Origin of the sequence: Sinorhizobium sp. 6-70, assembly GCF_030124375.1 — a bacterium.
GTDB lineage: Bacteria > Pseudomonadota > Alphaproteobacteria > Rhizobiales > Rhizobiaceae > Sinorhizobium.
Genome location: NZ_JASKLS010000001.1, coordinates 540526 through 566232 on the forward strand (window position 1 = coordinate 540526; position 25707 = coordinate 566232).

Annotated in this window: 26 protein-coding genes and 1 pseudogene; 16 read left to right on the forward strand and 11 right to left on the reverse strand. The window is 62.8% G+C overall.

The features are described from left to right. Nucleotides 1-867: pseudogene (locus QN222_RS02630) on the reverse strand (phage portal protein); the annotation flags it as partial. Between the two features lie 367 nt (nt 868-1234). On the opposite strand from QN222_RS02630, the gene QN222_RS02635 reads away from it, so the two are divergent. The 3 genes from QN222_RS02635 (at nt 1235) to QN222_RS02645 (ending at nt 2424) form a co-directional block, all read left to right on the forward strand. Continuing rightward, nucleotides 1235-1423 carry a hypothetical protein gene (locus QN222_RS02635; RefSeq protein ID WP_283964199.1) on the forward strand — a complete coding sequence of 63 codons (189 nt, stop codon included), beginning with the start codon at nt 1235-1237 and terminating at the stop codon, nt 1421-1423. Nucleotides 1424-1682: 259 nt separating this feature from the next. Next, nucleotides 1683-1844, forward strand: a complete 162-nt coding sequence (locus tag QN222_RS02640) for a Thivi_2564 family membrane protein (RefSeq protein WP_153437503.1) — start codon at nt 1683-1685, stop codon at nt 1842-1844. Nucleotides 1845-2244: 400 nt separating this feature from the next. Further along, nucleotides 2245-2424 carry a hypothetical protein gene (locus QN222_RS02645; protein WP_283964198.1) on the forward strand — a complete coding sequence of 60 codons (180 nt, stop codon included), beginning with the start codon at nt 2245-2247 and terminating at the stop codon, nt 2422-2424. Nucleotides 2425-3193: 769 nt separating this feature from the next. On the opposite strand, the gene QN222_RS02650 is transcribed toward QN222_RS02645, so the two are convergent. Beyond that, nucleotides 3194-4636: a terminase family protein gene (locus QN222_RS02650; RefSeq protein ID WP_283964197.1), complete on the reverse strand. Its 1443-nt coding sequence runs from the start codon at nt 4634-4636 to the stop codon at nt 3194-3196. Nucleotides 4637-4711: 75 nt separating this feature from the next. Between QN222_RS02650 and QN222_RS02655 the strand changes: the two genes are divergently transcribed. Continuing rightward, entirely contained in the window at nt 4712-4957 is a 246-nt protein-coding gene (locus QN222_RS02655; RefSeq protein ID WP_283964196.1) for a hypothetical protein, read from the forward strand. A gap of 705 nt (nt 4958-5662) precedes the next feature. Beyond that, nucleotides 5663-6004, forward strand: a complete 342-nt coding sequence (locus QN222_RS02660) for a GFA family protein (RefSeq protein ID WP_283964195.1) — start codon at nt 5663-5665, stop codon at nt 6002-6004. 73 nt (nt 6005-6077) lie between these two features. Here the strand turns inward: QN222_RS02660 and QN222_RS02665 are convergent, their stop codons facing one another. Then, nucleotides 6078-6233: a DUF3309 family protein gene (locus tag QN222_RS02665; protein ID WP_283964194.1), complete on the reverse strand. Its 156-nt coding sequence runs from the start codon at nt 6231-6233 to the stop codon at nt 6078-6080. 337 nt (nt 6234-6570) lie between these two features. Here QN222_RS02665 and QN222_RS02670 point away from each other — a divergent pair, with 337 nt between their 5' ends. Beyond that, entirely contained in the window at nt 6571-6975 is a 405-nt protein-coding gene (locus QN222_RS02670; protein ID WP_283964193.1) for a hypothetical protein, read from the forward strand. A 97-nt stretch (nt 6976-7072) separates the two neighbouring features. Here QN222_RS02670 and QN222_RS02675 read toward each other — a convergent pair whose 3' ends face one another. After that, nucleotides 7073-7504 (reverse strand): hypothetical protein, encoded by a 432-nt coding sequence (locus QN222_RS02675; RefSeq protein ID WP_284005211.1) that lies wholly within the window; start codon nt 7502-7504, stop codon nt 7073-7075. Between the two features lie 184 nt (nt 7505-7688). Here QN222_RS02675 and QN222_RS02680 point away from each other — a divergent pair, with 184 nt between their 5' ends. Beyond that, nucleotides 7689-8105, forward strand: a complete 417-nt coding sequence (locus QN222_RS02680) for a hypothetical protein (RefSeq protein ID WP_283964191.1) — start codon at nt 7689-7691, stop codon at nt 8103-8105. A 153-nt stretch (nt 8106-8258) separates the two neighbouring features. Here QN222_RS02680 and QN222_RS02685 read toward each other — a convergent pair whose 3' ends face one another. Beyond that, complete coding sequence (locus QN222_RS02685) at nt 8259-8849, reverse strand: hypothetical protein (protein WP_283964190.1); 591 nt, start codon at nt 8847-8849, stop codon at nt 8259-8261. A gap of 1243 nt (nt 8850-10092) precedes the next feature. On the opposite strand from QN222_RS02685, the gene QN222_RS02690 reads away from it, so the two are divergent. Then, nucleotides 10093-10290 (forward strand): hypothetical protein, encoded by a 198-nt coding sequence (locus QN222_RS02690; protein ID WP_283965032.1) that lies wholly within the window; start codon nt 10093-10095, stop codon nt 10288-10290. A 233-nt stretch (nt 10291-10523) separates the two neighbouring features. Continuing rightward, nucleotides 10524-12122: a calcium-binding protein gene (locus QN222_RS02695; RefSeq protein ID WP_283965031.1), complete on the forward strand. Its 1599-nt coding sequence runs from the start codon at nt 10524-10526 to the stop codon at nt 12120-12122. A gap of 362 nt (nt 12123-12484) precedes the next feature. Here QN222_RS02695 and QN222_RS02700 read toward each other — a convergent pair whose 3' ends face one another. Then, entirely contained in the window at nt 12485-12745 is a 261-nt protein-coding gene (locus tag QN222_RS02700) for a hypothetical protein (RefSeq protein WP_283965030.1), read from the reverse strand. A gap of 665 nt (nt 12746-13410) precedes the next feature. Between QN222_RS02700 and QN222_RS02705 the strand changes: the two genes are divergently transcribed. Next, nucleotides 13411-13590: a hypothetical protein gene (locus tag QN222_RS02705; RefSeq protein ID WP_283965029.1), complete on the forward strand. Its 180-nt coding sequence runs from the start codon at nt 13411-13413 to the stop codon at nt 13588-13590. 27 nt (nt 13591-13617) lie between these two features. Here the strand turns inward: QN222_RS02705 and QN222_RS02710 are convergent, their stop codons facing one another. Continuing rightward, nucleotides 13618-15348 (reverse strand): adenylate/guanylate cyclase domain-containing protein, encoded by a 1731-nt coding sequence (locus QN222_RS02710; RefSeq protein WP_283965028.1) that lies wholly within the window; start codon nt 15346-15348, stop codon nt 13618-13620. Between the two features lie 294 nt (nt 15349-15642). Between QN222_RS02710 and QN222_RS02715 the strand changes: the two genes are divergently transcribed. The 6 genes from QN222_RS02715 (at nt 15643) to QN222_RS02740 (ending at nt 21519) form a co-directional block, all read left to right on the forward strand. After that, nucleotides 15643-16317: a L,D-transpeptidase gene (locus QN222_RS02715; RefSeq protein ID WP_283965027.1), complete on the forward strand. Its 675-nt coding sequence runs from the start codon at nt 15643-15645 to the stop codon at nt 16315-16317. Nucleotides 16318-16346: 29 nt separating this feature from the next. Next, a complete protein-coding gene (locus QN222_RS02720; RefSeq protein WP_283965026.1) occupies nt 16347-16883 on the forward strand; it encodes an OmpA family protein in 537 nt (178 codons plus the stop codon). A gap of 184 nt (nt 16884-17067) precedes the next feature. Continuing rightward, nucleotides 17068-18069 carry a LacI family DNA-binding transcriptional regulator gene (locus QN222_RS02725; protein WP_283965025.1) on the forward strand — a complete coding sequence of 334 codons (1002 nt, stop codon included), beginning with the start codon at nt 17068-17070 and terminating at the stop codon, nt 18067-18069. A 178-nt stretch (nt 18070-18247) separates the two neighbouring features. Further along, nucleotides 18248-19282 (forward strand): sterol desaturase family protein, encoded by a 1035-nt coding sequence (locus QN222_RS02730; protein WP_283965024.1) that lies wholly within the window; start codon nt 18248-18250, stop codon nt 19280-19282. Next, nucleotides 19279-19590 (forward strand): MocE family 2Fe-2S type ferredoxin, encoded by a 312-nt coding sequence (locus QN222_RS02735; RefSeq protein WP_283965023.1) that lies wholly within the window; start codon nt 19279-19281, stop codon nt 19588-19590. The genes QN222_RS02730 and QN222_RS02735 overlap by 4 nt, the downstream gene beginning before the upstream one ends. 198 nt (nt 19591-19788) lie before the next feature. Next, nucleotides 19789-21519: a Na/Pi symporter gene (locus tag QN222_RS02740; RefSeq protein ID WP_283965022.1), complete on the forward strand. Its 1731-nt coding sequence runs from the start codon at nt 19789-19791 to the stop codon at nt 21517-21519. 180 nt (nt 21520-21699) lie between these two features. On the opposite strand, the gene QN222_RS02745 is transcribed toward QN222_RS02740, so the two are convergent. The 4 genes from QN222_RS02745 to QN222_RS02760 all read right to left on the reverse strand — a co-directional run bounded on the left by QN222_RS02745 (nt 21700) and on the right by QN222_RS02760 (nt 25702). Beyond that, a complete protein-coding gene (locus tag QN222_RS02745; RefSeq protein ID WP_283965021.1) occupies nt 21700-22335 on the reverse strand; it encodes a DUF924 family protein in 636 nt (211 codons plus the stop codon). 90 nt (nt 22336-22425) lie between these two features. Then, nucleotides 22426-23673 carry an MFS transporter gene (locus QN222_RS02750; RefSeq protein ID WP_283965020.1) on the reverse strand — a complete coding sequence of 416 codons (1248 nt, stop codon included), beginning with the start codon at nt 23671-23673 and terminating at the stop codon, nt 22426-22428. Between the two features lie 230 nt (nt 23674-23903). After that, nucleotides 23904-25130 carry a chromate efflux transporter gene (gene chrA / locus QN222_RS02755; protein WP_283965019.1) on the reverse strand — a complete coding sequence of 409 codons (1227 nt, stop codon included), beginning with the start codon at nt 25128-25130 and terminating at the stop codon, nt 23904-23906. After that, the gene (locus QN222_RS02760; protein ID WP_283965018.1) at nt 25127-25702 is read right to left on the reverse strand and encodes a Crp/Fnr family transcriptional regulator; all 576 of its coding nucleotides are present in this window, start codon (nt 25700-25702) and stop codon (nt 25127-25129) included. Before QN222_RS02760 ends, chrA begins: the two co-directional genes overlap by 4 nt. Nucleotides 25703-25707 lie beyond the last annotated feature (5 nt).

The following is a 25707-nucleotide window of genomic DNA, read 5'->3' on the forward strand; positions in this document are numbered from 1 at the left end:
CACGTAGAGCTCGTAATAATCCACCTCCTCCAGCGCCTTCGGCACCGCATCCCTTGCGGTGAAGGCATCACGCCTGCGGGTGATCTCCTCGTCGTCGCGGCCGCTGTCGCCGGCCGAGGCCGGCAGGCCTTCGATCAGGTCGCGGTCATGCCCCATGGCGATCAGGTCCGACCGGCGCATGCGCGTGGCAATGCCGGTGATGGGGCTCTCCTCGATCGAGAGCGCGTCCGGATGGATCAGGAATTCTTCGAGCGGCACCGCCGCCAGCCGCGGCGTGCCGCGCTCCACCTTGCGGCGGATCTTCACATTGTAGCTCGGCTGTTCGATCACGCCCTGAGGGGTCTGGATCTTCTCCGTCGTCTGCGACTGCTCCAGCACCTCCACGGCGTCGTCACTGACGATCTGCACCAATGCGGCCTCGTCGAGCCCGGTGTGGGTGGAGACAGCGACCGACACTTTGTTCTCGTACCACCAGCGGATCACACCGTTGCGGAGCTTCAAGGCGTCATGTGCGGCATCCTGCACGGCGTCATAGCCGTCGCTTTCGGGAAAGACGACGTAGTTGATGTAGTCGGTCGCCTGTTCCGCCGCCGCCTCGTCGCCCTCGTTGACGGGGGCGTATTCCACCACCTTGTCGTTGCCGAGGATGGTGCGGATCAGCGACGGCAGCACCTTCTTGATCGCCGCGCGGCAATCGCGCGAAACGACCTTCGAGCGGTTGGCATCCGCCGGCACGTCCTTCATCGTGCCGTCGTAATATTCCATCCCCTTGATGCGATCGACCGCGAGCACATCGCGATAGTCCTCGCAGTCCTTCACCAGTTGGCTGACAAGCTGCGCCAGCCGTTCATCGGTCATTGCGGCCATAGGAGAACCTTTCGGGCAGTAAATTTCTGATTGTCTTTGCTTGGTGTGCGCTCACGGCGCGTTTTCGCCGGCGCTGTAGGTCTTTGAAGCTACGTATCGTGCTTTCCGAAAATCGATTCCGATTTTCCGGCCGATGCGCGAGGCGGAGAGGAAGATGCGTTCAGCAAGGGACACCGGCTCACGCGGTCTCATCGCTGCAGCAGAGACCCCACTCTTCCCTGTGCGGCGAAAACGAAGTCTGCCCGGTTTGCTCTGGGAAGATGGCACGAAACTGGCTCGAAACGCGGCCGGCCTGATAAGCTAAAGTGCGATCGCAGGCCGGATGATGTTATATCTCAATGGACCGCAACATCAGAGAGGCTGATCCATGTGGCTCAAATTGCACGACAACAACGGACCGATCTTCATCAACATGGACAATGTTACGCACTTCCAGCGGGTAGAAGGGCAGCGGCGCACCACGCTCGTCACCTTCGCGCCCAACGGTGGAACCTCCGCGACGCTCCAGGTTCATGAATCACCTGACGACATCATGGAAATGCTTTGGGAAGAGTAACGCAGCTTTGCCAAGTGTCGGCATCGCCCACCGACAGATGGAGAGCGAACGAGAATGCCCCAGTCGCGCAGCGCCCGGCGCACGCGACCGGTCCATGGCAATACGCTCCGGGCTTCCAATGCAAGCGGGGGGCGCAGTGTCCCATCGCTGCGCAGCATCGGCGCAGTCAAACGTTGCCATCTTCGGTAGCAGACCTTCCCTTCCGCAAAACCTCCCATAGTTAAGCCTAATCGGAAGCTTTCATCGGGAGTACGAGGCCATGTCGATCCTCATCAGCATCTTGATCACGTTCCTGGTCGTCATCCTGGTGCTTTATCTCGTCAATCGGCTTCCGTTGGACGCACGTGCAAAACAGATCGTCCAGGCCATCGTGATCATCATCGGCATCCTGTCACTGCTCCGGTATCTGGCGGTCTTTTGATCGCGCCCACGACACGATTCGGCGCGCCGGGACTGTGCCTCGGATGGGGGACGCGCGGCGCTGCAGGCCTGTGCATTTGTATAGCTTGTGAGCCTTTGAAAAACGCGCTCGAATTGACCGGGATCGTACCGAACGTTCTCGACCGACCGACGGGCCGGTCTCGATGGGAACGCCGATTGGTCGCGCTTGCCCGCCGCCAAAAATAGCTACGAACAGACAGTGAACCGCCGGCGGCAGATGCCGCCCATCACCCGTAATCTCCGGCCATGAGCTGAGGAGCATGGTATAATGCCGTCACGTTACTACGCCTCGACCTTTGTTACCCTTGGCCACCCATCGCGCAGGAACCAGTTCCGCCGATGGCACGTTCTCGTATGTGCATAGAGTGGAGTTCGTTACGATGATTGGAAAAGATTATCGAGGGCCGGAATATCACGCTTCGACCGGCTTGCCCGTGGCCATCCTGTTGCTGTCCGTGCTCGGCATATCGGCCTATCTCTTCCTCGCAGGTTCTTTGACCAGCGAGGAGCACGCCGTTGCCAAGGTCTACTTGCCGGCGGCACAGATCCAGACGCGATGACAGGCCGTAGGCGCTTCTGCGTGATTCCTTAAATCGGGATCGATTCAGGGACAAGATCATGCAGAAACTCAAGGCTCTACAGCGGCCATTCCGCGTCCGATTGGACGCACGGCACTGTAGAGGCGAGGCTTTTGCTTCGCAGGTTCGCGAATGCCTCGAAATTCTCACATTTCGATTCCTCATGATGGGGAATGAACAAGACCGGCATCGCCTTTCTGGCGCTTATATTCATCCTTGTCGCTCTCGTTTTAAGTATCCTGGCGTTTAATCCCGAGGCAGTGGCGCCTCCGAGCAGACCGCCAATCGCTCCGAGCAACTAGAACCCAGGAAAGTGGGGCGCGGTTTTCCGTCTGGAATTGCCTGGTTCAAGGCAATTCCGGAAATGTGGGCAACGGTTCTCCATCAAGGCTGCCTACTGCATGTCTCCCAAATCAACCTCGATTTAAGGACAAAGACATGCAGCAATTCAAAGCGCTGCAGCGACCTGCGCGGCCGCTAAGACGCCCGGCGCCGTACGCCCGTTGACTGCCGCTTATGCAAACACCGGCTCAAGTAATTACGAACACCAGAGGAACGCTTGGCGAACGAAGCATGGATGTCTACTCCCTGCGGGCTAGACCCTCGTCCGCCACGCCGAAGGCGGAAATACCTCCTCCGGGTAGGGCTTATTCGGTAATCCGGAGGACCCGCCGCCAGGCATAAGCGGCAGTCGGCCGCGAGCGGCGCACCGCCCTAGCCGGTCTGCGCGGCGAAGGGAACCCCATCCCCCTCAAACAACCTTCCGGTCCGTGAATTTCCACGCCGCGGCATCGGTCTTCACCCGCGCGAACCGCTTCATCATCAGCGCATAGCGCGACGCCGAGAGAAGGTCGTCGCGTTCCTTGACGACCCGGCCGTCCTTGCGGTGGTAGAGGCGGAATTCCTCGAACCAGTCGCTCAGGGTAGAAAACACCTTCCAGCGCCCGGTCTGCATTCGCTGCAGCATGTCGGAAAGCCCGGCTTCCACGCCATTGGTGCCGTCGTCGAAGGTCGCCCGCTCGGCAAGCAGGGCCAGCCCCTGCCCGCGATATTGCGCGGCAAGCTGTTCGCCGCTCCCCTTGTCGTGCTGCAGGCCGTCATGCGGCCAGGCGAAGGGCAGCCACGCCCCCCAGGGTTTTAGCGCCGCCACATGGATGATCGGCGTCGCCTCGCGCTCGCGATAGGTTTTCGTCACATAGAAGATGTCGGCGTCCCGGTCCCAGGCGCAGGCGGCAGCGGCGAACGGATGGTCCCAGCCGAAGTCGAGCCCGCCGATCTGCACCCAGTGCTTCGGGATCTCGAAGGGATCGACGCGGATCGTCTCCTCCGTGACCGGGAAGATGCGCCCCGAACCGAGCGCCGGCACGCCCTTGGTGCGCGCCTCGCGCTCGTGCGCCGGGTAGCTGTCGATGATCCGCTGCCGCTCCTCCGCCGTGTAGTGCTCGGCATCCTCGATCGTCATGGTGATGACCTCGCGATCCGGCGACTTTTCCATCAGGTATCGCGCCACGACGCTGCTCAACCCTTTGAGCGGCGTGAAGGTGACGGCGACCGCGCCGCGCGTCGCATTGGTGCGGCTGATCCCCTCGAAATAGACATCCCCCGGCGGCTCCTCATCGAACCAGACATAGTCGACGGTGTTCGCCTGCCACTTGCCGCGACCCTGCTCGTAGGCCTTGAAGAGCAGCGTCGAGGCGCCTCCCGTGACATGGCGCACCGTCACGCTGTCGAGCGCGCCGGAAGCGCCGGAACGCCGCGTGGTCGCCTGGATCGCCGCCTTCGGAATGAAGCCAGTGCCCCAATCCTCCTCGTTGAGCGGCGGGCCGACCAGCAGCCGCTGCACACCGTCGCGCGTCAGCTCGTAGGATTCCGAGCCGGCCAGCATCACGACCGGCCTGTCGAACCGTCGCCCTCGCCACCAGTCCGGATAGCGCCCCGTCAGGTGCATCGCCGCCTCCGCCGCGCCGGCAAGCGTCTTGCCGAGCTGGTTGCCGGCCATGAACAGCCGTTCGCGCACCGTGGCACCCGCCGCATGGAATTCGCGCTGCTTCGCATAGGGCCGGTAGCCGGCGAGAATATTGGTGCGCCGCCGCCGGTCGAGTTCGGCCATCAGGACCGCCTGTTCTTTGAGCAACGCGTGGAGATCGCACGGTTGTCCGAAGGCGTCCGGTATCGCCGTCGATCGATTTGGCATTTTTTCTCCGCCGGTTCGCGCATTGTTCCATCATTGGCTCTTGCCTTTGACGAGCAGTCGTGGAAATTCCACCGAATGAGAATCAGCCGTACCTTATTGATTACGCTCTGCCTCTCGGCGCTGGCGTCCTCGTGCACCGAGACCGCCGAAGCGCCCGCACCCGTGCGCCGCTCGAAAGTGGCCGCCGCTGTCGTCGATAATTCGCCGCGCCAATGCACGACCCGCCTGACGCAGTGCTACTACGGCACCGGCCCAGCCGGCGAGCCTTGCTCCTGCTGGTCGAGCGAAGGCGCTCCCGACCACGGCATCACCACGAAGTAAACCTGCTGCAATTCAAAGTGCTACAGCGTCTTTTGCGCGTCTGATAAGACGCGCGGCGCTGTAGAGCTCGAACTGTCGCGAAAATTGCCAGGCCGTACTGCGGCCGGCGATCCCGTCACTGCAAAGATATCCAGGGAAACCGGAAACCGCACCGCGCCCCCGCGCGTCTCATCGGACGCACGGCATTTCGGCGCGCGACTGCCGCCATCAACCGGCCGTTAACCATATTTCACGTTACCGGGGGAACATCTCAATCGGCGCCACACGAATATCGTCATCGCACGCTCTGAAGGGACGGACGACAACAACGCGCTTGAAAGGGGATGGAGATGGTCAAAACTGGTCTTGGCGCTTCGATAGCTGCTCTCACCTTCTCCATTGCCGTGTCCGCGGTTCTTCATGTCGCCTTGGCCCAAAATCGAACAGAGGCCACCCCCGCCGTGTCGGCCGAGATAACCTCCTCGATCTCGAAATGAGGTGATTGCCCCGTCCGGGAAGGCCCGACTGGATGGGGCTGACGCGGTTGCCTGCGCGTCACGCGGCGCGATAGCCGCGCTGGGCCTTCGTACTTATCCTGGAAACGTCGCAACCCTCACCCCGGTTCCAATTCCGGGTTCGCTTCACACCCCTCTTGCGACACCCCTCTTGCGCTTCCTTCAGTGCTGGCCAATGCTTGAACGCGCCGGCTCACCGAAGGAGCACACCATGATCGAAGGTCATTGCCATTGCAGGTCGGTACGCATCACCGTCCCCATCCGCCCCGAGACGCTCGGTGATTGCAACTGTTCCATCTGCAGCCGGCTCGGCGCGCTCTGGGGTTATTATCCTGTTGACGACGTCACGGTCAGCGACGAGCAGAAAACGCTTGTCGGCTATGTCCAGGGCGACGCAACGCTCACCATGCATCATTGCGGGCGTTGCGGCTGCACGACCCATTGGTCGCCGCGCGGGCGCAACGCCTCGCGCATGGGTGTCAACATGCGGATGTTCGACCGGGCGGTCTGGGAGGAGATCCCACACCGATTGATCGACGGCGCAAGCTGGTAGAAGGCCCGCACCCCGCTTGTCCGCGCTCGCCGTATGCGGGCGCCCCTATCCCGGGCCTGCTCCGCGAGGCCGCTCAGATCCTTCCCATCAACAGGAGGACGACGAGCACGACCACAAGAACGCCGAGAATGCCGGAAGGGCCATAGCCCCAGGCGTTTGAATAGGGCCAGGCGGGAAAGGCGCCGATCAGAAGCAGAATCAGAATAACGAGAAGTACGGTTCCAAGCATATCGCAATCCTCCGCTTGCATAATTCGATCCGCGGATGAAATTATGCAGCAATGCAAGGTGCCGCTGTGCTATTGGCACGGGTGCGCTGACGCAGCGGGTGGTTTCTCCCTACCGAATTCCCGTAGCTGCAATAAGTTCCGCTGAAACCGCGTGACCGAGCGTCGGGTAAATCTTTTTCACCCCGCCTGCAATGCTGTCCAGTTCCGCCTCGTCCTGCAAATATTTCGATTTGTAACATCGGTAACAGCGCCGGCGCGCCAAAGATCCTTTGATGGCCTCGTTTTCAGGCCCTTGAGAACATGCTAAATTTCCGTCGGCTACAGAGGGGGAGCACCAATGCCACGCATCGCAAATCTTTACTTCAAGACCGCCATCATTTTTCTGATCGCCGGCATCTCGATCGGCCTTCACATGTCGATTTCGGGTAACCACGCGCCGACCGGTGCCCATGCACACGCCAACCTGCTCGGCTGGGTCACCATGGCGCTCTTCGGCGGCTACCACGCGCTCAACCCGCGCAAGGCCGAGAAGCGTCTGGCGATGATCCAGTATGTCGTCTACACCTTCGGCGTCGCGGTGCTGATCCCGTCGCTTTATCTGATGCTTTCCGGAAACGCGGCGATGGAACCGATCGTCGCCATTGCCTCGCTGATCGCCTTCGCCGGCGTGCTGATGTTCGCCGTCATCATCTTCTCGGGCAGCGAGGCCTCGGTTCCCGCCGGCGTCTCACGGGCGCGCTGATGCAATCGGGATGAGGTGGCCTCCACCTCATCCTACCGCAGCGGGACATCTTCCAGAATTCCAAAACTCCCTGCAACGCTTCGAATTTCTGCAGGAATCAACTCTGGTTCGACTTCGATCCGGGGCGCTGTCCGGACGATCGCCGGGTCGCCGCGGACTTCCGCGCCGCCCTGCCCTTCGCCGGCGCATCGATCAGCGGCCGGATCGTCGCGTCGAGCATGCGGATGCGCCGGACAAGCTCTTCGTCCGTCAGTTCGTCCAGCGCGTTGGCATTCGCCGAAAGGTCCTTGGGCAGGATCGAGGCCAGGAGCTTCAGATAGGACTCCGGCTTCTCCTCGCGCAGCCGCGCGATCACGTCGACACCATGCGCCTCGAAATCCGCCTGCACCGCCTCAAGGAAAGCACCGCCGAGCCGCGTGCGCGAGCCCTTCGCCGACGGACCGGCGGATTGGTCCCCATCATCGGCCGGCCCATCTGCTGGATCGTCCGGGCAAAACCCCGGGGCACTTGAAACATCATCTTCCATCACGTCCGTCGCCTCTCTTCCTTCGACTTTTGCATGGTGCGAACAGGCGCAGAAGCCGGCTCGAAGAGAAGCGTGCATCGACTATTTTCGCTACCCATAATTGCGCCAAAATCGCGACTCAGATTGCATCGCAAGCGCCCGCACGCCACGCCAAGCGTGTCACGATCCAGGAAAGCACCCCGGCACCATGCTGAAATTCATTGCCACGACCTTTCTCGCCGCCGCATCAGCCGTTTCAGCCTTCGCAGCCGGGCAGAGCGGCGAGCCGCGCTACCTCATCAAGGCGTGGATTCAGAAATACGACAAGAGCTTCGTACACGCGACCGGCTGGTGCGGCACTGGCTATCTCTGCACACTCAAGGTAGGCGAATACGATATCCGCATCCGCTTCTTCCTATCGGGTGAAAGTTACCGTTTGAGCGTGCGCGCCGCGCCCGACGACCCCGCCGCTTGCTGCGTGTTCGCCAACCGGTCGGAAGAGGTTTTCGTCAGCGGAGGATCGCCTCACGCCGAGAAGCTCTATTTTGAGCTCCCCGACGCGCTCGCGGACAAGGGCCGTGTGGAATTCGGCACGCTCTTCATCGCACTGGAGGATTTGCTATAGCGGCTACTTCATGCCTCCATCGCTCCGAAAGCTACTGCATGTCTTATTGAATCGACCTCGATTTAAGGACAAAGACATGCAGCAATTCAAAGTGCTGGAGCATCCTTTGCGCGTCTGATGAGACGCGCTGCGCTGTCGTGGTAAAGGTCGATCTCACTCCGCCCACTTAAGCAAAGCCTGCTTAAGCGTCATGGACGGGCCTTTGCCGCTGCGGACCTTTCCTTGATCCCACGAGGATTCGGCGCCGTCAACGAAACGCCCAGACGGCTCGCCGAATTTTTCGAACGTTGGCTCGTGCTCTTTGTAGAGGTTCGGCTCATTTTTGTAGGGTTCGTCGAAGACTCCCTTTCGCTCATCATCGTCCAGCCTGTTCTGCGTCGCCTGTATCGACGATATGATGCCATTCAAGGCCGATACGCCATCATTGTTGGAAACCTTCGGCACCAAGTGCTTAAGTTCCGTTTTTGCTTCTTCCAGATTCCTCTGTAAACCGCTCAGCCCCACTCGGGGACCCGCGGCGTATGCATCGTCACTCCAAGGTTCCTTCGAAAGCCTCCCAAGAGGTTTCCGTAGTCCTTCCGGAGAGTAGGCCTGCCGACCGTACAGGGCACCCTGAAGCAGACTCTCGGCATAAGCTCTCGCATCTTCCGGGCTAATGTGCCCGGCATTGGACACGGCCAGCGCCCGGCGCTCAACCTTGCCAGTCGGGGCGCCCGGCCCCAAAGAACGTTTCCAGTCACTCATAAACTTCTCCTTGATTTCCGTCCCGCACCCGCCCGGCCGTCGCGTTGCGCCTCTGGTCAGCGTCGTTCAAGCGTCTTGCGCCTTGCGATCGAGCCGGGCGGCTGCGGGGCGGCCGGTGACGCTGCCATGGCCCGGGCGCCGCGCATCCTTTCGGACGCTTCAAGGTCGCTGTTCCACGAAGGCGCATCACCGGCCGCCTACGGCGCCGCGCCGCGTCGTGGGACGCGCGGCGGCTGCCGTAATTCGTTGTTTGACGATGTTTGATAAGTTCGGGAATCGAAACGGCTGCCGAAGCAGCCGCCGCATCAGGACAAAATTCCTATCCTTGATTTACGGAATAATCCAACTCACCTGCGCGGCGCAAGAGCCGGCAAAGTGAAAAGCTTCCGATCGCCGATTTAGCGACAGCATTTTTCGCCGCCCCCGCCGCCACCGCATCCGTTCAGGCGCTCGCGGTCGGCGGCGGATGTCCATCACCTGCAGCCACCAGGCGCGGACCCATCGAGCCAGTCGGGCGGCGGCGTGCTATCAATCCCGTCACCCTGTGACGAGCACAAGACTGGTGAGTCTAGGGCATCGGCTGAGCGACAGCCGGCCATCCGAGGGACATTCGGCCGTTGATGTTCTTTGTGCGGCCGACCAAGAAGCCCTCATCCCTGTGCTCGTCACAGGGATCCAGCCACGGCGCGTCCGCGCGTGAATGACTCCGCCTCGCCGCAGATGTTGTAGCTGGCGTGGGGCGACCGTGCGCCACGGCTCAACGGACGTTACCGCGCGCGGAGACCTGTCGCTTTTTGCGCCCCTCCACTACCCCCGATCACTTCCACGCGAATCCGAAAATTTGGCTCAAACCCTTGCTATACAAACGTATATTATAATTTCCTTGCATAAGACAGAACCCTCTGCTTCAATCAAACCAGGTCGATGCTCAAGGGGCTTGGGCATGATTGGATTGGTGGCATTTCCGCAAGCAGAACGACGGGGACGAGACATCATCGCGCCTTTAGGCCGGTGGTTGGCCGTTGCGCACGCCGAGGAAAACCATTGCCTGACCTGCCGGTAAAAAAGACGTGAGCGAGGCTAGAAAAACCGGCAGGCCGACAAATATTTATACTGTAAACAGCAAGAAATGACGGTGCGGCGCATATTTTTTAGACTTTGACGAGCCCATGGCTCCCGGGCCGATACCGGGGAACCAGACAAGCCCTCACGCATTTGCCTTCCGACAGAAGGAGTTTCAGTCATGCGTAATCACTGGATCTATGTTGCCATCGGATTTCTTGCCGGCGCTGGCCTGTTTCTCACCACCTCCTGGCAGCAGCGCACGGCGCCAGCCGAAATGCCGACGGTAAAACTCGAAAAGACCGACCGCCTCCAAGGCCCCGCCGTCCAGACCTCGTTCATCATGGATCGCTTCGGCCCCGCGCACTCGGTGGAATAGGCGTCACGCACCTACAGCGCCGCGCGTCTTATTAGACGCGCAAAGGACGCTGTAGCACTTTGAATTGCGCATGTTTTTATCCTTAAATCGGCTACGATTTGAGGAAACATGCAGTATCCCCTGAATCCACAGCGATGTCGCCGGAAACGTCACACCGACTTCCGGCGGCATCGCCATTCGTTGCCTACAACCATGAAACGATCTATGGATTCCCCTACAACGCTGGGGGAATCATGGCGACGATCACTGTGAATAGCGAATACTGGCTGGATATGAGCGGCTACGACTTCAGCTGGCTCTACTACGGCGAATACTACGAATTCGGGACGACGCTCTATCTGGTCGACTACGGCGACGGCGGAGTCGACGCGTTCGGTGGCTACGGCCTCACCTACAGCGGCGCCGTTCCGATCGGCGGCACGGTCACGAGCTATGGCTATTATTACTATGGCGAGACCGCGTGGATTGCCGAAGGTATAAGCATCTCGGCCACGCGCATCGTCAATGTGGCAAGCACCTCTTCGACAGCGGACGACCTCGCCGTGATGGCTGCTGCGCTTGCCGGCAATGATACCATCCGAGGCGGCAACTACGCTGACCTTCTAGCGGGTTTCGGCGGTAACGACCTGATCTACGGTAATGGCGGCGATGACGCGCTCCGCGGCTTCAGCGGCAACGATACGCTTGATGGCGGAGTGGGCAACGACATGTTGCGCGGTGGCAGCGGCGCCGACAGGCTTTATGGCGGAGCCGGCACGGATACCGCCTCGTATATCGACGCGACAGCCGGCGTGACCGCCAATCTTGCGAGTGCAGCGGCCAACACCAACGACGCGAAGGGCGACACCTACTCCTCCATCGAGAACCTGATCGGATCAATCTACAACGACGCGCTCACGGGTAACGCCGGCGCCAACACTCTCGACGGCGACGCGGGTAACGACACGCTGGTCGGTGGCGCCGGTGCCGACAGGCTTTATGGCGGCACCGGTACGGACACTGCCTCCTATGCCGGCGCGTCGCTCGGCGTGGTCGCCAATCTTACAAGCGCTGCGGCAAACACCAACGACGCCAGGGGCGATACCTACTACGCGATCGAGAACCTCGTTGGATCGAGCTACAACGACGCGCTCACCGGCAATACCGGCGCCAACACGCTTGATGGCAGAGCTGGCAACGACACCCTCGACGGCGGGCTCGGCAACGACTCGCTGACGGGCGGCGCCGGTGCGGACAGGCTCTATGGCCGCGGCGGCACGGACACCGCCTCCTATGCCGGCGCGACCGCCGGGGTGGTCGCCAATCTCACCAGTACTGCGGCGAACACCAATGACGCCAAGGGCGACACCTATTCCGAGGTGGAAAGCCTCATCGGCACGAACTACGCGGACAAGCTCTATGGCAACGCGGTTGCCAACGGGCTGACCGGCGGCGCCGGCAACGATGCGCTAACGGGTTATGCCGGCAACGACCTTCTTTACGGCGGCGCGGGCCGCGACCTGCTTTATGGCGGCACCGGTGCGGACCGGTTCATCTTCAAGGGGACGACCGAGACCGCGGGCTCCTCCTTCGACTCGATCTACGATTTCCTTGCAAGCGAGCAGGACAGGATCGATCTTTCCGCCATCGACGCCAGCACGAAACTGGCGGGTAACCAGGCGTTCAGCTTCGTCGGAACGGCGGCCTTCAAGGGCGTGGCGGGCGAGCTTCGCTATGAAAAGCAGGCCTCCGACACCTACATCTACGCCGACGTCAACGGCGACAAGGTTGCCGATCTCAAGATCCACCTCGACGACGCCGTCACGCTGACGAGGGACTATTTCGTCCTGTAAGTTGAGGCGCCATCGCCAGACAGAACCCCGCCCCGGCGGGGTTTTTCATTGCTCGCTGCATGATTTCCTCAAACGCGGCCGAATAGAGCGCCACCCGGTCGACGGCCGGTAGCAGACGGGCCGGTATCACGATCGGAACTCCCGTCACCACGGGCTCGCGAGCGTTTGCCGGCTTCCGCGTGGTCGTGACCTGAACCTTTCCGCTCGCCAAACGTTTCCCTCCCTGCCGAAATAACGCGGAGGACTGGCAATGGTCCCTGCCCAGCGTGCCAAGATGATCGAGTGGATCGCGGTGATTGCCGCATGCGCTCTCGTTGCGGCGTTCATGGTCGCGACGCTGATCCCCTGATCAACGTCCTCATTCAGATAATGCCGGAAAATTTCCGCTGCTCGCGGATGTAGGCGATTGCAGCAGCTTGCAGAGCTCTGCACTCCTCCTCGAACCGGAGCAAGGTTTCATCGTCCTTGTCGGGAGCGCATCGCAGAGCATCGCGCCGCAAGCACGCGCGCTCGTATACCTCACATAAATGCAGAAACACGAGATCCTGCATCATCCAGGGGCTGTCCCTCAACTCCGGGGACGCCAAAAGCAGTCTGGCCATGCCTGCCTTTTGCTGATCCATGCCAAACGCCCGCATTCTTCGACGAGCCGCGAAGTGTTAACTGCCGACGCGGGAAGAAGGTTCCGGAAGCACCCAAATGCACCCGCTCAGGCGGAGGCCTTCTGCCCGCAAGGCGGGACGCTCCAAAGAAGAAAAGAAATCAAATGGATGGTTCCTTGAGACGCCCGGCGCTGCAGTCGATCGTCATTTGACAACCGCCGTGACGATAAAGGCGGCAATGGCGCCGCAAAGCGCTGCATAGGCGCAGGCGCGCAACATTTTCATTCGGCGCGTTCTCTCGCCGGTCCAATCGTAGCCCATCATGTGCTCCGAACCGCTTTACAGCGCCGCGCGTCTCATGACGCAGGAGGGTCGCCGTAATGCTTTGAATTGCCACATGATTCCGCAACCCAGCTTCGACTTGAGGAATCGTCCAGTAACTTGCCGGCTTCTTCTTAAAAAATGGAGAATCAAGGCGTGAAAATCTGCTTGATGCGTACAGTGCATTTCAGACGCGGAAAGACCGCTTCGCCCCGCGTAGCTTCGTCCTAAAATCGGCTGCAGCAATCACGCTTCAGCATTTCGCGACGGGCGCCATGCGGCCCTTCCCGTCTTGCCTTTCACCCGCGAATGCGCAAGTTACATCCAGACGGGCCCCGCCCAACGAAACTTTCGAGGATGCCGCTTTGAACTCCGACAACAAGCCCGATGCCACGATCAAGGTCGAGAAGCGATTGAACGGCCGCTGGGCCTTCGTGCTTACCTTCCGTGGCGTGACCTATCCCGCCGAGGGGCAGTTTGCCTCTGAGCTCCAGGCGCAGGCCGCGGCGCATGCGGCGAAGAAGATCCTCGAGCAGCGCCGCTGACTACCTTGACCCGACACGGCGCAGGCCTCACTCCGGCAGGCCCGCCAGTCGATAACCGTCGACAAAATACCGCCTGAGCTCTTCGTCCCGGAAGGGTTGCGATTCGGCCCACTGCCGTATCGTGAAGTTCGGGTTGTTCATCATGAACAGCTGCGCCTCCGTCCGTGCGTCATCCAGCCGTCCGAGCCGCGCCAGGCTTGCCGCGAGCAGGCGACGCGAAGTCGCCCGGTAAGTTTCCGGGCGACGCAATGTCTGGACCGCCGCCTCGTAGTCGCGGCTCGCATATTGGGCCTGCCCCAGCATCCAATAATACCAGCCCGGCGGGTGAGGATTGAGCCGGAGCGCCTTTCGGACGTGCTCGATAGCATCGCCGGGCCGGCCGGCGAGCACGATCAGGTCCGCCCGCATCGCCCAGGCGTCGGCATGGTTCGGATCGAGCCTCAGGGCGAGGTCGAACTCCGCGTCCGACTCCTCCCAGCGCCGCTCATGCCCGAGAATGATGCCGAGCACCCAGCGGTTCCCAGCGTCATTGGGGTCGAGCTCGACCGCCTTTTGTGCTTCCGCCACGGCTCGCGGCCGGTTGGGGTCGATCGGCTGATCCCAGAACTCCCAGCTCAGCCACAGGTTCAGCGCCAGCAGCCGATGTGCCTCCGCATAGTCCGGATCGCGTGCGATTACCCGCTGCAGCAGGAAGATCGCCTCCCTCGCGCTGCCGGCTGTATGCAGGCCGAGCGAACGCGCCCGGACGCAGAGGTCATAGGCCTCCATGTCCGTCGGCCTGTTTCGCGCCGGCGCGGTCGTCAATCGCCCGACCAGCGCCTCGACTATCTTGCTCGTCACCTCGTCCTGGACCGCAAAAATGTCCTCCAGGCCGCGGTCGAATCGTTCCGCCCACAGGTGGTCTCCCTGCATGGCGTCGATTAACTGGGCATTGATGCGAACGCGTCCGGCGGCGCGGCGGGCGCTGCCTTCCAGGACGTAACGAACGCCAAGCTCGCGGGCGATCCGGCGTACATCCGTGGGCCTGCCCTTGTAGGCGAAGACGGAATTGCTGGCGATGACGAACAGCCCGCTGGCCCTGGAGAGGTCGGTGATCAGGTCTTCGGTCAAGCCGTCGACAAAAACCTCCTGTTCCGGATCGTTGCTCATGTTCGCGAACGGCAGCACGGCAATGGACGGCTTGGTCGGCAGCGGCAACGGTGCCTTGGCGGCGCCATGCAGCCCCCAGCCCGAAGGCTCGATCCGGTAGACCGAAACCGGCTCGACCACATTCTTGATGGCATGCGGGCCAAGCTCGTCGAATTCGCAGTAGAGCCGCCGGCGGACCTGATCGTAGATGCTGCTCGAGACAAAGATCTCTCCCGGACCGGCCATCGCCTCCAACCGCGCGGCTATGATGACGCCATCGCCGTAGAGATCGCCGCCTTCGACGACGACGTCGCCGAGGTTGATACCGATTCTCAGAAGAATTTGCCGGTCGTCGGCCAGTCCCTCGTTGGCTGCCTGCATCCGCCGCTGGAATTCGATTGCACAGGTCACGGCGTTTACTGCGCTCGCGAACTCGACCAGCACGCCGTCGCCCATCGTCTTGACGACGCGGCCGTTGTTCTCGCGGACAAGTGGCTCCAGGATCTGCTTGCGGCGTTCCTTCAACGTCGCCAGCGTACCGCTCTCGTCGAGTTCGACGAGGCGGCTGTAACCGACCACATCGGCGGCCATTATCGCGGCAAGACGCCGTTGGGCGCGTTCTTCAGCCATTTCAAACGCCTTCGCAGAACGCAGTGCCCGGAATTGTAGGACGTCCCCGCGAAATGTCTATCAGGCGAATGGGACGGCGGCTGCTTGTGCTTGCCGGCTACGACGCCGCGCGCCTTATCAGAGGTGCAACAGGCGAACAGACCGGCCCGAGGATCGAGCGGGAGAGCGCAGCGGATCCCCGAGGGAGACCAAAACACCGTTCTACTTGCGAATGCCTAGAAGTTTTATGTTGTAGCAAATGGAAAATCTGATTTACTGCAGCCTCGCTACTTGGCTTTTCGGGGGATATTGCCGATGGGGTGGATGCGCAGGGATATTGTGCTTGGTGGTTTGGCGTCGCTTGGCACCGTGGCGGTCCAGAGACCCACATTCGCAGCGGCGTCTTCCTATTTTTCCGGCACCGCCGTCGACAACGGCGTGACCTTCCGAAGCACCAACTTTGCCAGGATCGACAACAAGTGGCGCCGCCAGGTCGTCAAGTATTTCAGCAGCGAGCCGATTGGCACCGTCGTTGTCGATACCAGGCACCATTTTCTCTACCTGATCATGGAGAACAAGACCGCCATCCGCTATGGCGTCGGCGTCGGCCGCGAGGGCTTCAAATGGTATGGCCGCGCCACGATCGACCGGAAATCGCTCTGGCCACGCTGGACGCCGCCGCCGGAGATGCGTGAGCGCCACCCCGAACTGCCTGAATCGGTCGAGGGCGGTTCGCCAAAGAACCCGCTTGGCCCGCGCGCCATGTACCTGCTTCGCGATGGTGTCGATACCGGCTATCGCCTACACGGTACGCTGGAGCCGGGCAGCATCGGCAGGGATGCCTCCAGCGGCTGCATCCGCATGTTCAACGAAGATGCAATCGATCTTTATCAGCGTTGCCCCATCGGCACCGCGGTGCAAGTCCTGCCGCACATTGCCGACCAGGCTGAAAGTGCTGCTGAGCTCAGCCAAGCAACTCCGGTCGAATGAGGCCCGGTCGAATGAGGAATGCCACCCTGATGTCTGCTTTGACCGGATACACGAGGCTGCTTGCCGCCGCGGCCATGCTCCTGACCCTCGCCGCCTGCGCCACCACTGAAATCGCCGCGCTGGAAGAGCCGGCCGCGGTACCGATGACCGGACAAACCAACGATCCGGCACCCGGTTTCGAGAATGTCGCCGCCGGCAGCGAAGAGGACTTCATCCTGAATGCCGGCCGGCGGACATACTTCACGCTGGACTCGGCCGCGCTCGACTCCGTCGCCATGGCAACGCTGGACAAGCAGGCCATCTGGCTCAACGAGAACCCGCGTTGGCTGGTCAAGCTGCAGGGATTTGCCGACGATTCCGGGTCCGCGTCAAATATGACCACGCTGTCGCAGAAACGCGCCGACGCGGCGATGGCCTATCTCGTCTCGAAGGGCGTAGATCCCAACCGCATGTGGGCCAAGGGTTACGGCAACGACCGCGAGGTGCGTGACTGCACGGACCGCTCCTGCAAGGTGCAGAACCGGCGCGTCGTCTCCAACCTGCGCACCGAGCGCGACGCCCTCTGATCGCAGGATGCCTTGCGGATAGGTCTGTGTTGCCTCCCGCAGCTTTCGCATTGTCGCGCCGCGAAAGCCGTCTGCCCGCGCGAGCCAGACCTCACCCGAGGGGCGCATCGCTGCATGTTTTTGTTCCTGAATCGGATACGATTGAGGGCACTGGGCGCATGAAGCCCGTCCGAGGGACCAGACTGTGAGCAAGCCGAATTATCGGGACATCGCCCGCCAGGCCGGAGTGGGAACGGCAACGGTCGAGCGGGTCCTGAACGGGCGGGGAGGCGTTCGCCCCGAACTGGTCGAGAAGGTAGTGGTTGCCGCGCGCACCTTGAACTATCCGCGCACGCTTCCCGACGCCCACCGGGGCCTGCTGCGCATAGAAGTGCTGATGGTTCGCCCCGAAACGACGTTCTATCGGCGGCTCTCCAAGGCGTTCGAGAGGATTGCCGCGACCATCGATCCTCTGGTGATCGTCCACCGCAGCTTCACCGAAGAGATGAAGCCGGACGAGATCGCAAGGCGCATCCAGTCCACCGACCTGCCGCGTGCCGGCCTTATACTTGCGGTTCCCAACAGCCCGCTGATCAGTGCGGCAGTGGAAGCGGTGGTCGCGCGAGGCGTGCCGGTCGTCCATGTCGTGACCCGAGCGTCCGAGAGCCAGGGGGAATTCGTCGGAATAGACAATTACGCCGCCGGGCGGACCGCCGCTCACTTCATGGCCCGAATGGCGCGGGCGGAAGGTCCGGTCATTGCGCTGTGTCATCCGATCTATCAGGTGCATCGCGATCGCATTCGCGGGTTCTCGGACTACTTTCATGAACACCCCGGCCCCATCGCCTTTGAATGGCTCGGCTTCAGTCGCGACGAAGAGCACTACAGCGCGGAATCATTGTCCATTGCGCTTGAAATGTATCCGCATCTCGTCGGGCTCTATAACGCCGGGGGCGCAAACTCTGCCCTGATAAAGGTACTGCGCCGTCATCCCCGCGGCCGGGACGTGTTGTTCATCGGGCACGAATTGACCGATTACACCAGCACCGCCTTGCGAGAGGGCATCATGGACGTGGTGCTGGATCAGGCTCCTGAGGCACAGGCCCAGCGAGCGCTCGATCTGATGCTGCGCCGCATCGGCCTGACTGCGATCGAACCGGATCACGCTCCCATTCGCTTCATCACCATCACCGCCGAAGCGCTTTGATCTGATTTGATCAAGGAAGGTTTCGGCGTCCGGAAGGCCACCTGATATTTTTCAAGTCAGGGAGGAGAGCCGGAGGGTCGATACGGATCGACACCGGATCACGGCGCGAAAGCGCGCTCTCCTTCATCCTGAAATTTGTGCGGGCGCGAGGACTTCCCTTCCGCCCAGGGAGAGCGCAATGGACGACCTGCAATATGGAACGCGCAACAAGCGCGGCGACTGGGCGCCGAACCAACCGGCTCAAACCGCGCCGCTATTCGCCTTTCCGCCCCGGCTGACGGCAATTCTGAAGTGGCTGCCACACTACTTCTTTCCGTGGAACGTGATCTTCGCAGCGTCGGCCGTGGCCTACTGGGCATGGCTGATCCCGCCGAAGGAAACAATGCAGAATTTCGCCATCGGCTGGATCGCCTGGCTCTACGCGATCAATGCGATTTGCGTCTTTTTCTTCTACGGCGCGTTCGAGCTCCATCTCTACGTCCTGAAGCGGCAGGAGAACCGCTTCAAGTACAACGGAAAGTTCCCGGCCGAGCAGAAGAGCAAGGCATTCTGGTTCGAGAGCCAGAACCTCGACAATATCCTGCGCACATTCCTGTCGGGCGTGACCGTCTGGACCGCGGTCGAGGTGGCGATGCTGTGGGCCTATGCCAATGGCTACGCGCCTTGGCTCGGTTTCGCGGAAAATCCGTGGACGCTTGCCGTGGTCGCGCTGGTGGTGCCGATCATTCACGAGTTTCACTTCTTCTGCATTCACAGGCTCATCCACACCCCCTTCCTCTACAAGTGGGTGCATTCGGTCCACCACAATTCGGTCAACCCCTCGCCCTGGTCTTCGCTGTCGATGCATCCGGTCGAGCACCTGCTCTACTTCGGAACGGCGTTCTATCACCTGGTCCTGCCCTCCAACCCGATCCTCATGCTCTATCAGCTTCACTATGCGGGCTTCGGAGCCATTCCCGGCCATGTCGGCTTCGACAAGGTCGAGATCGGCGAGGACAAGCTGGTCGATAGCCATGCCTATGCTCATTACCTGCACCACAAGTACTTCGAGGTGAACTACGGCGACGCCCTGATCCCGCTCGATAAGTGGTTCGGCACCTGGCACGACGGCTCCCCGGAAGGCGAGGCCCGCATGCAGGAGCGCTATCGCAAGCGCAAGGAAAAACTCGCGGCCCGCAAGGCTCGCGTCGAAGTCGGGGGGACCGCCCAATGAGCTGGATCTCAGCCTGCAAGCTCGACGACATCGAACAGGAAGGCGCCATCCGCTTCGACCATGGCGGGCGCACCTACGCGATCTACCGCGGGCCAGACGACAGTGTCTACTGCACCGCCGGCCTCTGCACGCACGAGGCGATCCATCTCGCGGAGGGACTGGTCATGGATTTCGAGGTCGAATGTCCCAAGCACTCCGGCGCCTTCGATTATCGCACCGGCGAAGCGCTCAGGCTTCCCGCCTGCGAGAACCTGAAAACCTATCCGGCCGAGGTGGTCGACGGAGAAGTTCGCGTGGCCCTCGGCTAATGAGGGCAAAAAAAGCATCCGCCAAAAACAATTGAGCTGCTGTCGTGCACTGTGAATGAACGCACAGAGGACGCTCTGGCGAAAGTCGGCGCAGCGGGAGCCTATCCGCATCGGGCCGGCTGGTGCTATGAGTCAGCATCCTCACGCGTCTGATTAAGACGCGTGGCTCTGGCCCAACCGTTGACGGACGAGGCGTGGATGTCGACAGCAATTGCCATTCTCGGCGGCATCGGGCTGTTCCTGCTCGGGATGACCGTCATGACCGACGGCCTGAAGGCGCTGGCGGGATCCGCGCTGCGCACCGTTCTCGGCAAGGCGGCGGCGACGCCGCTTTCGGGTGCCCTCTGGGGCGCCGTCGTCACGCTGCTGGTGCAGTCGTCGAGTGCGGTGACGATGACGACGATCGGCCTCGTCAGCGCCGGGCTCATGACCTTTCCGCAGGGGCTCGGCCTCGTGTTCGGCGCCAATGTCGGCACGACAGGAACGGGCTGGCTCGTGGCGCTGATCGGTGTGCGCGTCTCGCTTTCGGCCTACGCGCTGCCGATGATCTTCGCTGGCGCGCTGGCCAAGTTGCTGGGCAGCGGCCGGATCGCCGCGTCGGGCGGCGCGCTCGCAGGCTTTGCGCTGGTGCTCTACGGGCTGACGACCCTCCAGCAGGGCATGGGAGGCCTTGCCGAGACCCTGCATCCGTCTGACCTCCCCGCGGTGCTCGGCATGCCGGAGGTCGGGTGGGCCGCGGGATCGGTTGGCCTCATGACCCTGATCATCGTCGGCCTGGCGATGACCGCGGTCATGCAGTCGTCCACCGCCGCCATTGCCGTCACCATTTCGGCTTATTACGCCGGGGCGGTGGGCCTGGAACAGGGCGCGGCACTGATCATCGGGCAGAATATCGGGACCGCGACGAGCTCGGCATTGGCGGCTATCGGTGCAAGCGCGACGGCCAAGCGCCTCGCGCTTGCCTATGTGCTGTTCAAGGTCATAGCGGCGATCATTGCGGTCGTCGCCTTTCCGCTCACGGCGGCGCTGATGAAGGCCGCCCTCGCGTCGGTCGACGGGATGACGCTCCTTGCCGCCTACCACACGGCCTATAACGTCGTGGGGGTGGCGGTGCTCCTGCCGGCGACGCAATCGTTCACCCGCGTCGTGGAGCGGCTCCTGCCCTCGAAGCAGACGGCACTCCAGCGCGCGCTCGATCCCAGCGCGCTTGCCAGTCCCGTGGTCGCGGTCGAGACCGCCCGCCGTGTCGTGGCCGACGTCCTCACGACAACAACCACCTCGGTCTCCGGGGCGCTTTCGGGCGGGGCTCGCCCCCCAGCGCAAGGCACTGCGGCGGCCGCCGCCGCACTCGAGGAGGTGCGCGACTTCCTCTCTGAATTGAAGGAACCGCCCGAGACGGAGGCCGAGCGGCATCGCATGACGAGCACGCTGCACGCGCTCGATCACGCCTCGCGCCTCGTGGAAGTCCTGGCGGACGGCAGCCTCACAGCCCAGCCAGCCGGAGCCCTCCATGACTTCCGCGCCGCCCAACTTTGTACGAAGGCGATGCGTGCGGCGCAGCTGGTCGGCGGCTCGATAACCTCCGAAAGCGCCCTCAGCGCGCAGGCCCCACCCATCGGCTGGAACGTCTCGCCGGAAGTCGCCGCGGCGCTCGCCGAGGTGGAGGACGCAGCGAGCAAGCTTGACGCGCTTCAGCGGGACTATCGCGCCGCCACCCTCGCCTCCGTCGCGCCGGGAAAGTTGACCGCTGCGGAAGCCCTGACGAGGATCGACGCCGCGAGACGGCTCGACCGGATCGTGAACCATGTCTGGCGTTCGGCGGCGCATCTTCTGGGCCGCGGCACGCCCGACAACGCGGAAGCCGGCCCGACCCCGTCGTCCCAACCGGAAAGCACCGCCGCCGGAAGGCACGAGGACGCAGCCAGCTGACGTAGCCGGCGCGCCAATGTTCGCTTCTTGCCTAGAGCGCCGTGCGTTCAAATGAACGCACAAAGGACGCTCTAGCACTTTGATTCTAGAGCATCTTATCCGCCTTCAGCGATGCCACTTGAAAGCGGGATGCTCTACAGCCCCGCGCGCCTTGTCAGACGAGCAAAGTCGGTTGTAGCCTCAGAACGGGCGCAGGTGCGGAAACTGGCCTTCCTTAAGATAGGCCTCTTCCTCGGGGGTCGAGGTTCTGCCGAGCGCCGCGTTGCGGTGCGGGTGGCGGCCGAAGGCTGCGATGACCTTGCGCACCTCCACGGGCTGTTCGGCAGCAAACGCGTAGCCCGCTCGCAGATGCGCCGGCGCCGTGGCGAGAATGTCCTCTGCCAGCGCAATCACCCGATCGAGCCGGTCGAGATGGTCCGGACCTTCGCAATGGCCGAGCGGCAGGTTGTAGAACGTCCTGTACCACGGCGTTTCCAAGGCTTCGTAGTGGCCATTGCCGTGGCCTTCGAGCGTCAGCGCCAGCGCCTTTTCGTCCTGGGCAAAAGCGCGCGGGGATTCCCGCCATAACGAGCGCGGGAACTGGTCGAGCACGACGATCAGCGCCAGCCGGCCCTGCGGATCGTTCGCCCAGTGGTCGAATTCGCCGCCGATCGCCCGTTCTGTGGTCTCGGTGAAGCGGGCGATGATCTCCGCGTCCGCGCCGCCGCGCATCCGCCACAGCCACCAGTCGCGGTGGGTATCCGCATCCACATCGAGGTTCGTTCCCTCGGGAAACCAGAATTCCAGAATGCTGTTCCAGTCGGCGATCTTGTTCATCGCGCCCCCCCGGGAACCGAATTTCGGCCGCCTTCAGGTTGCCGTCAAGGATTTTTGCCGCGGCCGGCCAGCCGGCCGCCTCCCCCGCCGCTACGGCGAGCCCTCCCGCATCAGCGCGGCGACGACCACCCCGGAAAGGAATGTGAGCCCGGCGACCGATGTGATCGCCGCGGCAAGGCCGAAACGGTCGGCGATCAGTCCCGCGGCCAGCGCCCCGATCGCGTAGCCGAGGTCGCGCCAGAAGCGGTAGACGCTGAGCGCGCGGGCGCGCCAGGCGGGATGCGCGGCATCCGAGACGGCGGCGATCAGGCTCGGATAGACCATCGCCGTGCCGAGGCCGAGGAGGAGGCTCGCGGCCAGCCACCATTCGAACGCACGGCTCCAGGCCGTGAGGAACAGCCCGGCGGCCTGCACCCACATGCCGCAGGCGATCAGCCCCTTGCGCCCCCAGCGGTCGCTCAAGGGGCCGGTCGCGATCTGGAGGATGCCCCAGGTCGCCGGGTAGACCGCCTTGAGAACGCCGATCCGCTCGACGCCGAGGCCGAAGGAGGCGAAGAACAGCGGGAAGATCCCCCAGCTCATGCCGTCGTTGAGGTTGTTGACGAGGCCGGCCTGCGAGGCGGCGAAGAGGTTGCGGTCCCGGAAGGAGGTCAGCGTGAAGACTTCGCGGAAACCGATCGAAGGCGGCTGTTCCGGGCGCGACGAAGCCTCGAGGCGCACGTGATCGCGCGTGTCACGAACGGCGAGGAGCGAAAGCAAGGTCCCGAGGACCGCGTAGCCGATGCCGAGATAGATCGGCGCCGGCCTGAGCCCATATTCCGACGCGAGATAACCCGTGGCGAATGCCGTCAGCCCGACGGCGAGATAGCCCGCGAACTCGTTCAACCCCACCGCGAGCCCGCGTGACCTCGGCCCGACCAGATCGACCTTCATGATTACCGTCATCGACCAGGCGAGCCCCTGGTTGATGCCGAGGAGCGCATTGGCGGCAATGATCCACTCCCAGCCTGGTGCTGCGATGAGGATGAACGGAACCGGCAGGCCGAAGAGCCATCCAAGCACGAGCACGCGCTTGCGCCCCCAGTGGTCGGCGAGCTGGCCCGAGACAAGATTGGCAAGGGCCTTCACCACGCCGAAGCTGACGATGAAGGAGACGACGAGCGTCGTCGAGGCAATGTGGAACTCTTCCGCGCCGATCAGCGGCACCACCGTGCGCTCGATCCCGACCATGCCGCCGACGAACGCGTTGATCAGCACGAGCAGCGCGAACTGCGGCCAGTTCTCCGCAAGGCCGAGCCGGATCCCTGGCGTGGTCGTCGCGTCTTTCTTCGTGGTCATGGTCACGCTCCGCTACAGCAAATCTCCTCTCCCCTCATTCCTGTGCCTGTCACAGGAATCCAGCCAGCCCAAGTCCTTGGGCTGAAAAAGACTCTCCCGCCCGCGGACTTGGCCCGCTGCGGGTTCCCTGTGACAAGGACAGAGGCGAGGACGAAAAAGCATCCGCCGAACCATTACGCCACCGCGATCGCCGGTCGGCAACTGCTCGCATGGTCGCGACTGCGGTCCCCTCAGGCAAGCCCGATCAGAACGCCGCCCACCGCGGCGACGACCACCACGATCCAGGGCGGACATTTCCAGGCCATGAGGAGTACAAAGCACGTCAGCGCCAGAGCGAATTCGTGCGGGCCGATGATCGCGCTCTGCCAGACCGGCTGGTAGAGCGCCGCCCCGAGCACGCCCACCACCGCGGCGTTGGCGCCGCGCATCAAGGCCTGCGCAGTCGGCCTTGTGCGAAACGAATCCCAGAATGGAATCGTACCGACCAGCAGCAGAAAGCCTGGCAGGAAGACGGCGACGAGGGCGATGACGGCGCCGAGGAGGCCGTTCGGCTCGGGGCCGAGCACCGTGCCGAGATAGGCGGCGAAGGTGAAGAGCGGCCCCGGCACCGCCTGCGCCGCGCCGTATCCCGCGAGGAACCGGTCGGCCGTCACCCATCCGGGCTGGACGACCTCCACCTGCAGCAGCGGCAGCACCACATGCCCTCCCCCGAAGACGAGCGATCCCGCACGGTAGAAAGCATCGAAGACTGCAAGGCCCTGCGACGAGGTGGCCGCGACCGCCACCGGCAGGCCGAAGAGCAGGCAGAAGAACAGGACGAGCGCCACCCAGCCCGTGGCATGCGAAACGGGGAAGCTGACACGTCCCGAAATCGCCTCGCCCTTCGTCCGGCAGAGCCACAGTCCGGCAAGCCCGCCGGCCAGGATCGCCGCCAGTTGGCCGATCGCGCCGGCAACGAGAACGACGATCAGCACCGCGGCAAGCGCGATGCTCGCGCGTTCCCTGTCCGGGCAGAGGTTCCTCGCCATGCCCCACACCGCCTGCGCCACGATGGCGACGGCGACGACCTTCAGGCCGTGGATGATGCCGGAGGCGATCGGCCCGCCGAAGGAGGCCGCGCCGAGGGCAAACAGCACGAGCAGGATCGCCGAAGGCAGCGTGAAGGCGGCCCACGCGGCGGCCGCACCCAGGGGCCCGCCACGCAGCAGCCCAAGCGCGAAGCCGGCCTGGCTGGAGGCGGGGCCGGGAAGAAACTGGCAGAGCGCCACGAGGTCCGCATAACCCTTCTCATCGATCCAGCGCCGCCGGACGACAAGCTCGTCGCGAAAATAGCCGAGATGCGCAATCGGACCGCCGAAGGAGGTCAAGCCGAGCTTCAGGAAGGCGGCAAAGACCTCGCCGGCACTCCCCTTCCGGTGCGCCGTGCCCTCGCTCGCCTCGATTGCCGTGTCATTCATCGATCGTCGTTCCCGTTCCGAATGGATGCTCGCGAGTCGCGCGAGCGCCGTCTCGACATTTCCCGATAAAGCGCCTCCGGCGAAACGCCAATCTCTTCCGCGAGCGCTCTCCAGTCGCCCTTGACCGGCAACCTGCCATCGTTCCATGTCATCCATGCGTCGAGCCGGGCGCTGACGGTGCGTAGCGCCACGATCTCGGCCCGCTTCCTTGCGCTCTGCAGCTCGCGCGAAAGATGGATCGTCCACGCCCGTGCAAAGGCTGGATCATCGTCCAGCAGTCGTCGGACCTCGGCAACGGGCACGACGAGCGCGCGCGTCGACGTTATTGCCACCGCATCGCAATGATAACGCTCCGAAAACACCGAGGCCTCGGCGAGCACCATGCCCGGTCCCGAGCGCTGCAAAACCGCCGTGTCTCCATCCGCCTGGTAACGCACGAGATGCACACCCCCGTCCGTGACCAGGAACAGGCTCAGCACCCGGTCGTCCCGGTTGAACAGGTGTTCGCCCTTCTCGAAGGACTTCTGCGCCGTGGCCCTCGGACGAAGCTGGCTGATAATTGTTTCGAACATGATAG

What these genes read in the sequence shown, in the direction of transcription:
- QN222_RS02635 (WP_283964199.1), top strand. Translation starts at nt 1,235, where the DNA reads ATGTGGCTCAAATTGCACGACAACAACGGACCGATCTTCATCAACATG.
- QN222_RS02640 (WP_153437503.1), top strand. Translation starts at nt 1,683, where the DNA reads ATGTCGATCCTCATCAGCATCTTGATCACGTTCCTGGTCGTCATCCTG.
- QN222_RS02645 (WP_283964198.1), top strand. Translation starts at nt 2,245, where the DNA reads ATGATTGGAAAAGATTATCGAGGGCCGGAATATCACGCTTCGACCGGC.
- QN222_RS02650 (WP_283964197.1), bottom strand. Translation starts at nt 4,636, where the DNA reads ATGCCAAATCGATCGACGGCGATACCGGACGCCTTCGGACAACCGTGC.
- QN222_RS02655 (WP_283964196.1), top strand. Translation starts at nt 4,712, where the DNA reads ATGAGAATCAGCCGTACCTTATTGATTACGCTCTGCCTCTCGGCGCTG.
- QN222_RS02660 (WP_283964195.1), top strand. Translation starts at nt 5,663, where the DNA reads ATGATCGAAGGTCATTGCCATTGCAGGTCGGTACGCATCACCGTCCCC.
- QN222_RS02665 (WP_283964194.1), bottom strand. Translation starts at nt 6,233, where the DNA reads ATGCTTGGAACCGTACTTCTCGTTATTCTGATTCTGCTTCTGATCGGC.
- QN222_RS02670 (WP_283964193.1), top strand. Translation starts at nt 6,571, where the DNA reads ATGCCACGCATCGCAAATCTTTACTTCAAGACCGCCATCATTTTTCTG.
- QN222_RS02680 (WP_283964191.1), top strand. Translation starts at nt 7,689, where the DNA reads ATGCTGAAATTCATTGCCACGACCTTTCTCGCCGCCGCATCAGCCGTT.
- QN222_RS02685 (WP_283964190.1), bottom strand. Translation starts at nt 8,849, where the DNA reads ATGAGTGACTGGAAACGTTCTTTGGGGCCGGGCGCCCCGACTGGCAAG.
- QN222_RS02690 (WP_283965032.1), top strand. Translation starts at nt 10,093, where the DNA reads ATGCGTAATCACTGGATCTATGTTGCCATCGGATTTCTTGCCGGCGCT.
- QN222_RS02695 (WP_283965031.1), top strand. Translation starts at nt 10,524, where the DNA reads ATGGCGACGATCACTGTGAATAGCGAATACTGGCTGGATATGAGCGGC.
- QN222_RS02700 (WP_283965030.1), bottom strand. Translation starts at nt 12,745, where the DNA reads ATGGATCAGCAAAAGGCAGGCATGGCCAGACTGCTTTTGGCGTCCCCG.
- QN222_RS02710 (WP_283965028.1), bottom strand. Translation starts at nt 15,348, where the DNA reads ATGGCTGAAGAACGCGCCCAACGGCGTCTTGCCGCGATAATGGCCGCC.
- QN222_RS02715 (WP_283965027.1), top strand. Translation starts at nt 15,643, where the DNA reads ATGGGGTGGATGCGCAGGGATATTGTGCTTGGTGGTTTGGCGTCGCTT.
- QN222_RS02720 (WP_283965026.1), top strand. Translation starts at nt 16,347, where the DNA reads ATGTCTGCTTTGACCGGATACACGAGGCTGCTTGCCGCCGCGGCCATG.
- QN222_RS02730 (WP_283965024.1), top strand. Translation starts at nt 18,248, where the DNA reads ATGGACGACCTGCAATATGGAACGCGCAACAAGCGCGGCGACTGGGCG.
- QN222_RS02735 (WP_283965023.1), top strand. Translation starts at nt 19,279, where the DNA reads ATGAGCTGGATCTCAGCCTGCAAGCTCGACGACATCGAACAGGAAGGC.
- QN222_RS02740 (WP_283965022.1), top strand. Translation starts at nt 19,789, where the DNA reads ATGTCGACAGCAATTGCCATTCTCGGCGGCATCGGGCTGTTCCTGCTC.
- QN222_RS02745 (WP_283965021.1), bottom strand. Translation starts at nt 22,335, where the DNA reads ATGAACAAGATCGCCGACTGGAACAGCATTCTGGAATTCTGGTTTCCC.
- QN222_RS02750 (WP_283965020.1), bottom strand. Translation starts at nt 23,673, where the DNA reads ATGACCACGAAGAAAGACGCGACGACCACGCCAGGGATCCGGCTCGGC.
- chrA (WP_283965019.1), bottom strand. Translation starts at nt 25,130, where the DNA reads ATGAATGACACGGCAATCGAGGCGAGCGAGGGCACGGCGCACCGGAAG.
- QN222_RS02760 (WP_283965018.1), bottom strand. Translation starts at nt 25,702, where the DNA reads ATGTTCGAAACAATTATCAGCCAGCTTCGTCCGAGGGCCACGGCGCAG.